The sequence below is a fragment of the Phormidesmis sp. 146-33 genome (genome assembly GCF_052939515.1).
Genome location: NZ_JBJPHU010000196.1, coordinates 1 through 7,572 on the forward strand (window position 1 = coordinate 1; position 7,572 = coordinate 7,572).

At 45.5% G+C, this 7,572-nt stretch carries 7 protein-coding genes; 4 read left to right on the top strand and 3 right to left on the bottom strand.

Annotated elements, in window-relative coordinates; all coding sequences use genetic code 11:
• Positions 1-500: 500 nt before the first annotated feature.
• Positions 501-1,505 carry a metal ABC transporter solute-binding protein, Zn/Mn family gene (locus ACJ2PR_RS34395; protein WP_446857049.1) on the bottom strand — a complete coding sequence of 335 codons (1,005 nt, stop codon included), beginning with the start codon at positions 1,503-1,505 and terminating at the stop codon, positions 501-503.
• A gap of 75 nt (positions 1,506-1,580) precedes the next feature.
• Between ACJ2PR_RS34395 and ACJ2PR_RS34400 the strand changes: the two genes are divergently transcribed.
• The 3 genes from ACJ2PR_RS34400 to ACJ2PR_RS34410 all read left to right on the top strand — a co-directional run bounded on the left by ACJ2PR_RS34400 (position 1,581) and on the right by ACJ2PR_RS34410 (position 4,413).
• Positions 1,581-2,327 carry a metal ABC transporter ATP-binding protein gene (locus ACJ2PR_RS34400; RefSeq protein WP_446880420.1) on the top strand — a complete coding sequence of 249 codons (747 nt, stop codon included), beginning with the start codon at positions 1,581-1,583 and terminating at the stop codon, positions 2,325-2,327.
• Between the two features lie 42 nt (positions 2,328-2,369).
• The gene (locus tag ACJ2PR_RS34405; RefSeq protein WP_446870378.1) at positions 2,370-3,254 is read left to right on the top strand and encodes a metal ABC transporter permease; all 885 of its coding nucleotides are present in this window, start codon (positions 2,370-2,372) and stop codon (positions 3,252-3,254) included.
• A 280-nt stretch (positions 3,255-3,534) separates the two neighbouring features.
• Entirely contained in the window at positions 3,535-4,413 is an 879-nt protein-coding gene (locus ACJ2PR_RS34410) for a phytanoyl-CoA dioxygenase family protein (RefSeq protein ID WP_446857052.1), read from the top strand.
• Between the two features lie 157 nt (positions 4,414-4,570).
• Here ACJ2PR_RS34410 and ACJ2PR_RS34415 read toward each other — a convergent pair whose 3' ends face one another.
• On the bottom strand, positions 4,571-4,786 hold the full coding sequence (locus tag ACJ2PR_RS34415) for a hypothetical protein (protein WP_446880421.1): 216 nt from the start codon (positions 4,784-4,786) through the stop codon (positions 4,571-4,573).
• 389 nt (positions 4,787-5,175) lie between these two features.
• Positions 5,176-5,496, bottom strand: coding sequence for a hypothetical protein (locus ACJ2PR_RS34420; protein ID WP_446857054.1), 321 nt, complete (start codon positions 5,494-5,496; stop codon positions 5,176-5,178).
• A gap of 561 nt (positions 5,497-6,057) precedes the next feature.
• Between ACJ2PR_RS34420 and ACJ2PR_RS34425 the strand changes: the two genes are divergently transcribed.
• Positions 6,058-7,572, top strand: a 1,515-nt coding sequence (locus ACJ2PR_RS34425; RefSeq protein ID WP_446880422.1) for an NB-ARC domain-containing protein, incomplete at its 3' end; no start/stop codon positions are given.

The window sequence follows — 7,572 nt, forward strand, 5'->3', positions numbered from 1 at the left end:
AACTCGCTTGCCTTCATCATCTCACAGATTTTATGGTTTTCGGATAGGCCCTAAGAAGGGAGTCAGATCTCTTGTTCCCTCTCCTGCGGGAGAGAGTGAGGGCAGAAAGACTGTGCTACACAATTGGGATGCTCCCGATGAGGGCAGCAAAATCTGAACCCAAACTCTTGTCTAAAGTCCCCCCGAATTGGAAGGTTAGGGGCAGAAGGACTGATCATCGAGGTGAAAAAGCCTCATCAAGTAGACATTCAAATTGATATTTAAGTAGAACCGATCGCTTCAAAAAATTCTCAATGATTTTACAAGACAAACTTTACGATCGAATTTTATAAATAAATTCACAAAGCTTTCGATGCAAATATTCAATTAAAACAATTTAATTCAACTCAACGATAGAAGGTTAAGGAGTTGTCACCTGTTTGAAAAGCTGCAAAACGACCCCTTGATAGTCAGTCGAAGAGGTCGTTCACACGGCAATTTAGCCCATTACAACTTCCTGATCACTTTGCGACAAATGGTGTGAACTTTCCCCCTAACCCTTCCACGATCGATTGAGTATTCGCCATCAACATCTTTTGATAAGTGTCCGCCGGACTGCCCGCCTCGCCTAGCCCATCTGTGTAGAGTTCGCGATCGGAGAGTTTGACATTTGCCTCTTTCGCCACCGCTTCAATTAATTGAGGATTGATCGACAGTTCAGCAAAAATGGTCGGAACTTTAGCACCTTCAATATCCTTTACCAGATCTTTGACCCTGGATGCGGTGGGTTTTTCCTCGGTACTCACTCCTTCTAGCGCCCCTTGCACCGGAATGTCATAGGCCTTAGAGAAATAGCCGAGCGCGTCGTGAGTGGTGACTAACTTGCGAGACTCTGTAGGAATGGTGGCAATTTGTGACTTGATCCACGTATCAATTTGTGACAGTTCACCTGTAATTGTCTGGGCATTTTTGGCATACAAAGCAGCATTCGCAGGGGCAACTTTTGCCAAATTGCTTTGAATCACCTCTACCATCCGCACCCCATTTTGAGCATTGTGAAAAGCGTGAGGATCAGGCACCGTTTGCCCATCTTCTTCAAACATGAGAGGAGTGGGAACCGCAACTTCAAAAACTGCAACTTTAGAACCAGAACTAGAAGACGCTTGAATCAACTTCACTAGACTATGTTCAAAGCTATAGCCGCCATATAAAACCAACTTGGCATCTTCTATCGCCTTGCGATCGACGGGAGTTGGTTCATACACATGAGGATCACTTCCAGGTTGAATCAAACAAGTCAGGTCGATCGTTTCAGCCGCGATTTGCTTGGTTAAATCACACAGCACTGTGTTAGCTGCCACAACTTTGACTCCCGTTTTGGTCGCCGCTGGAGTCTCCGGAGTCGCCGCAGGGCTGGTCGTGGGGCTGGTTTGGCTGACGGGCGGAGTCGAGGTACCGCAGGCAAAAAGACTCATCGTTAGCGACAAAACCGCCGCTTTCCAGGTTGGACGCAATGCAGACTGCATAATTTTAAGGCCCTCGTAATACTTGGGATGAGCAAGATTGGCTTATAATGAGAATCATTTTCACTCAGGCTTTTCATGTTAGAGGTTCAACACCTGGCTGTCAATTACCGGGGCATTTTGGGATTAGATCACGTCAGCTTTGCCATCAAACCAGGGCAACTAGTCGGCATTATTGGCCCCAACGGAGCGGGCAAAAGTACAATGCTCAAAGCCATGTTGGGCTTGATTCCGGCTGATCATGGAGTCGTTCGATATTGCACCTGTCCGCTTCACCAGCAGCTTGAAAAAGTCGCCTATGTGCCGCAGCGATCGCAGATTGATTGGGACTATCCGATTAGCGTCTGGAATGTGGTGATGATGGCCAGAACTCGTCAGCTAGGCTGGTTTCGCAGTCCCGGACGAGCAGCCCAAGAAATCGTAAAAGCGGCCCTCGAACGGGTGGAAATGTATCCCCTCAAACATCGCCGTATCGGAGAATTATCAGGCGGACAACAGCAGCGAGTTTTTTTGGCGCGGGCCTTGGCTCAACAAGCCGATTTATTTCTGTTTGACGAACCGTTTACTGGAGTCGATAAAAAAACCGAAGCGGTGATTTTAGAAATTTTTGGAGAGTTGCGATCGCAGGGCAAAATTCTCTTAGTCAGCAGCCACGATTGGGGACAAGCTTTGATGGAACTCGATCGCTTGTTACTGCTCAATCAGAGACTCATTGCTGACGGCACTCCTCAACAAGTCATGACCCCCGAAAACCTGCATCAAGCCTACGGAACGTCTCTACAAACGCCCTTACGTCAGGATTTAGAAACCACCTTTTTTTGCTAAAAACCCGCTGATTTTTCCACACACTAAATTCTCCAGACACCCATGCTAACCTGGCTCCTCGAACCTTTGAGCTACGAATTTATGCGGAATGCGATCGCGATTGGCATTCTCGTGGGCATTCTTTGTCCCGTTGTGGGTAGCTATCTAATCGTGCAGCGGATGGCTTTGTTAGGAGATGTGATTGCTCACTGTGTGTTGCCAGGGATTTCAGTTTCGTTTTTCTTTGGGGTTGATATTTTGCTTGGCGCATTTGGCTCAGGATTGCTTGGAGCGTTTCTAATTGCGTGGATTCGGTCTCAATCTCGTATTAAAGTTGATGCAGCAATGGCGTTGACGTTTTCCAGCTTTTTTGCGTTGGGCGTGACGTTAATTACGGTGTTAAAAAACAAAATTGATCTCGATAGTTTTTTGTTTGGTGACATTCTCGGAGTCACGATCGCCGACATTCATCGGACTTTGATCATTACAGGCTTAATTCTGATCATAATTAAATTATTTTATAAAGAACTTTTGTTTTATACGTTTGATCAGACAGGTGCAAAAGCGATCGGGTTGCCGATCAACGCTATTTACTGTGGCTTTATGGCTACCATTACCCTAACTATCATCGCCAGTATGAAAGCAGTAGGCGTAATCTTAGTCATTTCTATGCTGATTGGCCCTGCTCTGACTGCTTATCTTTTGGTTAAAGAACTAGAACAAATGATGGGAATAGGTGCAATCATTGGGGTTCTCGCCAGCGTTACCGGAATTTATATTAGCTACTATCACAACGTTCCATCGGGGCCTGCGATCGTATTAGTTTCATCCAGTTTATTTTTATTGGCGCTCCTGTTTAGCCCATCACAGGGCATTTTGACGCGATCGAACTTAGCCCCTACCGCAATTTTGCGCCATTTGGTCGGGAGTCGAGAAGGCCGCCATTAGTCTCACAGGTGTAGTTTGTCGATCGACACGTTGCAAACCTGTGTTGCAAAACACCAAACTGTGAACCTTTAGAAGCTCACTCCTCTTCAATTGTTAATTTTTCTTGGACTAAGTTAAACCTTAGATGAAGTTGGAGCAATACCCTGGAAATTTCTCCGTAGATTTAACTACCCTTTTATCAAGTTTAAGCGGGTTTCTCAATCCGTTTGTTTAAGCTGGTGCGCTCCTGAGTCTTTGGCTTCGATCGTGGATTTTGCTCTAAGTGTTGCGGGAGTCTATCATGAGTCAAAAAGAGTATTACGATACGAATGGTTACGTCATCTTTCCTCAACTGATTTCGGCTGAGTTAATTGATAAATTTTTGGAGCAATATCAAACAAAAATTGTTCCTTCTCGCTATCCTTTTTTTCGACAAGATACTAATCGCTACGAAGCAAATTGTTTAGATGAGTTTGGCTATGTCAAACAAGCATTTCTAGACATTCACGACTATGAAAAGTTTGCAGAATTTAGCACACTCGCCAAAGAGATTTACTGTGGTGATGCAATCCAACAAGCACTGCGGGATGTCACGGGTTCCGAAGCCTGCAATCTGATGCAAACAATGCTGTTTGATGCCAACACTGCAACGACTCCTCACCAGGATTGGTGGTACTTAGACTCCGTGCCCAATGGACATTTGCTGGCTGCCTGGATTGCTCTAGAGGATATCGACGAGAGGGCAGGTCGGTTCTACGTTCTTCCCAAAACTACGATCGTTGATCTGCACAGCGATACGCCTGATCTTCCTCACTCTGAATGGCTAGAGCTGATGAAGGATTATGTGGAAGAACATGGCGACCAAATCCACGCGCCAGCACTCAAAAAAGGAGATGTTTTATTCTGGAATTCTCGAACGATTCATGGGGCATTGCCGACGAGCGATCGTCAATTTTCTAGAAAGTCTCTAACCGCTCATTATTTGCCTGCTGACTATGCATTTGGCAATCTATTTGTCCGCAAAGACTTCATCAAATATCAAGAATACAAAGGTGTGAAATTCTATCGAAATCAACCCGATTACTCTCTAGTTAATGAGCTAAAGTTTAGGGTCAAAACAGCGCTGTATGATTCTCCAATTTTGTTGAAGGCCGTACGAAAAATTCAGACAAAGCTTTAGAAAATTGCAAGCGTCTTCTAAAGGAGAAGGGGGACTCCTGATCGTCGGAGAAACTCGGCAGTCTGTTGTTCTCGTTGAAGGTTGAATTTCGCCGAAAATACAAGCTACCGAACTTTCTCCTATGATCTTGAATTAAGCCCTGAAGATCGATCGCCGCCTAAACCTGAATCAGCAGCGTGATGCTATCTTCTAGACCGACGATCGTCACAAACTGTCCAGGAAATACAATGGCGGGTTGACTATTCGCGTCATAGATTCGGGCGGGCCAGGTTGTGCCGCCGTATTCGACACGCAACTCGCGCAGGTCGGCCGTCTCAATCATCCCAAGAACGGGTTGAGAAAGCAGCCGAGTAGTCGGAAGTGTAAAGTTCATGGGATTTTCTCCATTCAAGAATAGCTGTGAATAATCCAAACCGTGGCATCGTCGGATTGAGAACAGTCCCCTGATCAATCTCTCATGCGATCGCGGGCTGCTTATGCGTCTAGAGAAACTAACTTTTCACACTTCTCACAAAAATCTCACATATGATACAGATTGCCAGACTTCTCTCCTAAAGGCATCTGCTTGGTGGGAGATACAAACTCCGTCAAGGAGGTCAACCGAATCGATTTCTCTGAGTGTCTTGCAGCTTGTGAACTTCTCGTTCATCGAAAGCCGTCGATTTTGAATTGGCCTCTTTTAAATTGATCCCGCTTCTCCTGGGTAGATCAAGGGTGCGATCGAACGTCTCGCCTGTTGTCGTATGTCGGTCTGTTAGTCAGCTATAGCCCCTCTTCAGAAAGCCACCATCTCACAATTTCTCGATGCAGATCTTGGATTTTTTCTACTTCGGTTCGGTCAATTTGAAATCGCTGGCTGACATGTCCTCCTAGCTCTAGTAAGGTTTCATACTTGCCCTTCTTGCTGCGTGTGAGAAATTCACCGTGTTGAGCCGATAGGGTCTGAATTAACCGAACGTTGAATCCGCTAAAGGCATCGGGTAGTTGAATCGCCAAAGGCTGGCTGGGAAGCTTTAGATAAGTCTTGATGCCACCGGGAGTCTGAAGCGGCAATTCGTGAAATTGAGGTGAGGTGGGGGGCATAGCAGTCTCTCTAGATAACGGTTAAATGAGGGGCTGGCTGGGAGCGTTCCCCCGATCGGGGCTTGGTCTCCAGACTCTAGCCATCAGGAAGGTTATATCACTCTCTCACACGCCTGTAGTTTAACTGTAATATACAGGTAATTTGAGCAACTAGCAAGGGTCTCTATAATATTCTTGCTACAGGGTGAACTCTCAATCAAGGATTGTGAATCTCTCCTATACTATTATTCTCACTCTCCTATAATTTAAGGTGTACCTGAAGATACAAATTCTCCACCCAATCATTCGGTCAAAGACTATTGCTCCACGCCAAAGCCTCATTACTTTGGAAGTGTAACGAAGTTTATCAAATGACTGTTTTGTGTGCAGAGTGTCAGAATGGGTTGGTGACGCAAGCTATAACGAAGTGTCTCACAACACCTCACACTGACTCTAATTATGTAGTTTGTGTGAAGAACCAAAAGTTCATAAAGCAGGAGTGGGCAGCTATGGTGTCACCCTAGATCTCACTTACGGATATGTCGTGTGTAACTGAATTGTGGAATGGAGAGAATTGTCCCGATGCCTCAGGTTCTTGAAAACTTTGTTCGGGAAATCGCGCCGAAGTATGGCATCACCAAAGCTGAGTTAGAAGCCATTCTGCTCGCGCTAAAGGATCACTCAGGTGTGGAGATCGCCCAGAAGCTGAATATCAGCGAAGCGGCGGTGAGAAAACGATTGGGAGAGGGCTACCGCAAGTTTGAGATTGACGGCAAAAGTAACAAAAAGCTGGGTTCTCTCAAGCAAAGAATTTTGCAAGAATTTCAGTCGATCCAGCCTCAAGCCGCAAAATCTGACCCTGATTGGGGAGAAGCGATCGACGTGGAAGATTTTCGAGGTCGAGTGGCCCAAATTGAGGAGCTAGAGGGCTGGATCTTGGGACAGGCTAAATCTTCCGATCGCGCTCGTCTGGTGGCGATTCTGGGTCTGGGTGGCATCGGAAAAACAGCGCTGGCGGCTCGTCTTGCTCGGAGTATTGCGTCACAGTTTGAGTTTGTGATTTGGCGATCGCTGCGAAATGCTCCTCCGTTAGAAGACATTTTGGCTGAACTGCTGCGATTTCTCCCTGGTGAGCAAGAGATCGATTTGCCTGATAACCAGAATACAAAGCTGTTGCGGTTAATCAATGTGCTACAAGAACATCGCTGTCTGGTAATTTTGGACAACGTGGAGTCAATTCTTCGTAGCGGTGAAAACAAGTCCTATCATCAGGCAGGCGACTATAAAGAGAGCTTTGAAGGGTATGGAGATTTGTTCAAAAAAGTGGGCGAAACGCCGCACAAAAGTTGTTTGTTATTAACCAGTCGCGAAAAGCCTAAAGAAGTCGCGGCCCTAGAAGGGAAAAAGCTTGCGGTCAAAGTATTGCAGCTTTCGGGTGTGAATCAAGAAGAAGCTAAAAGTATTCTCGAAGATAAAGGATTAATCTGCGACGATGAACAGCTAAAGAAACTCATTACGCGCTATTCGGGAAACACTTTAGCACTCAAGTTTGTTTCAACAACGATATACGATCTGTTTGGCAATAATGTCAATGAATTTCTCAGCCAAATCGAGCAAGATACTGCGGTTTATGGTGATATTCGCACGCTTTTAGATGGACAATTTCAACGTTTGTCAAAACTAGAACAGCAGGTGATGTATTGGTTAGCGATCAATCGTGAGTACGTGCTGTTGTCAGAATTAAAAGAAGACATTATCACAACTGAATCACCAATGCGATTGCTAGAGTCAGTAGAATCGTTATCACGGCGATCGCTGATTGAGCGAGATTTTTCTTCTGGCAAGATAAGACAGCCTTTTGTCGTGATGGAATATGTGACAGAACAATTAATCGAACAGTTTTGTGATGAAATTGTCAACGGCCAACCGCTAGAGTTTTTTGATGCGTATCCTTTGATCAAAGCTCAATCGCTGGACTATCTGCGTAAAATGCAAGAAGAGCAGATCTTAGAACCTGTCAAAAACAAACTTCTTAACGCTTACGATCGAGACCTAGAATCTCATTTGAGACGAACCCTTGATCGCCTGCGAGACGCT

What these genes read in the sequence shown, in the direction of transcription:
- ACJ2PR_RS34395 (WP_446857049.1), bottom strand. Translation starts at nt 1,505, where the DNA reads ATGCAGTCTGCATTGCGTCCAACCTGGAAAGCGGCGGTTTTGTCGCTA.
- ACJ2PR_RS34400 (WP_446880420.1), top strand. Translation starts at nt 1,581, where the DNA reads ATGTTAGAGGTTCAACACCTGGCTGTCAATTACCGGGGCATTTTGGGA.
- ACJ2PR_RS34405 (WP_446870378.1), top strand. Translation starts at nt 2,370, where the DNA reads ATGCTAACCTGGCTCCTCGAACCTTTGAGCTACGAATTTATGCGGAAT.
- ACJ2PR_RS34410 (WP_446857052.1), top strand. Translation starts at nt 3,535, where the DNA reads ATGAGTCAAAAAGAGTATTACGATACGAATGGTTACGTCATCTTTCCT.
- ACJ2PR_RS34415 (WP_446880421.1), bottom strand. Translation starts at nt 4,786, where the DNA reads ATGAACTTTACACTTCCGACTACTCGGCTGCTTTCTCAACCCGTTCTT.
- ACJ2PR_RS34420 (WP_446857054.1), bottom strand. Translation starts at nt 5,496, where the DNA reads ATGCCCCCCACCTCACCTCAATTTCACGAATTGCCGCTTCAGACTCCC.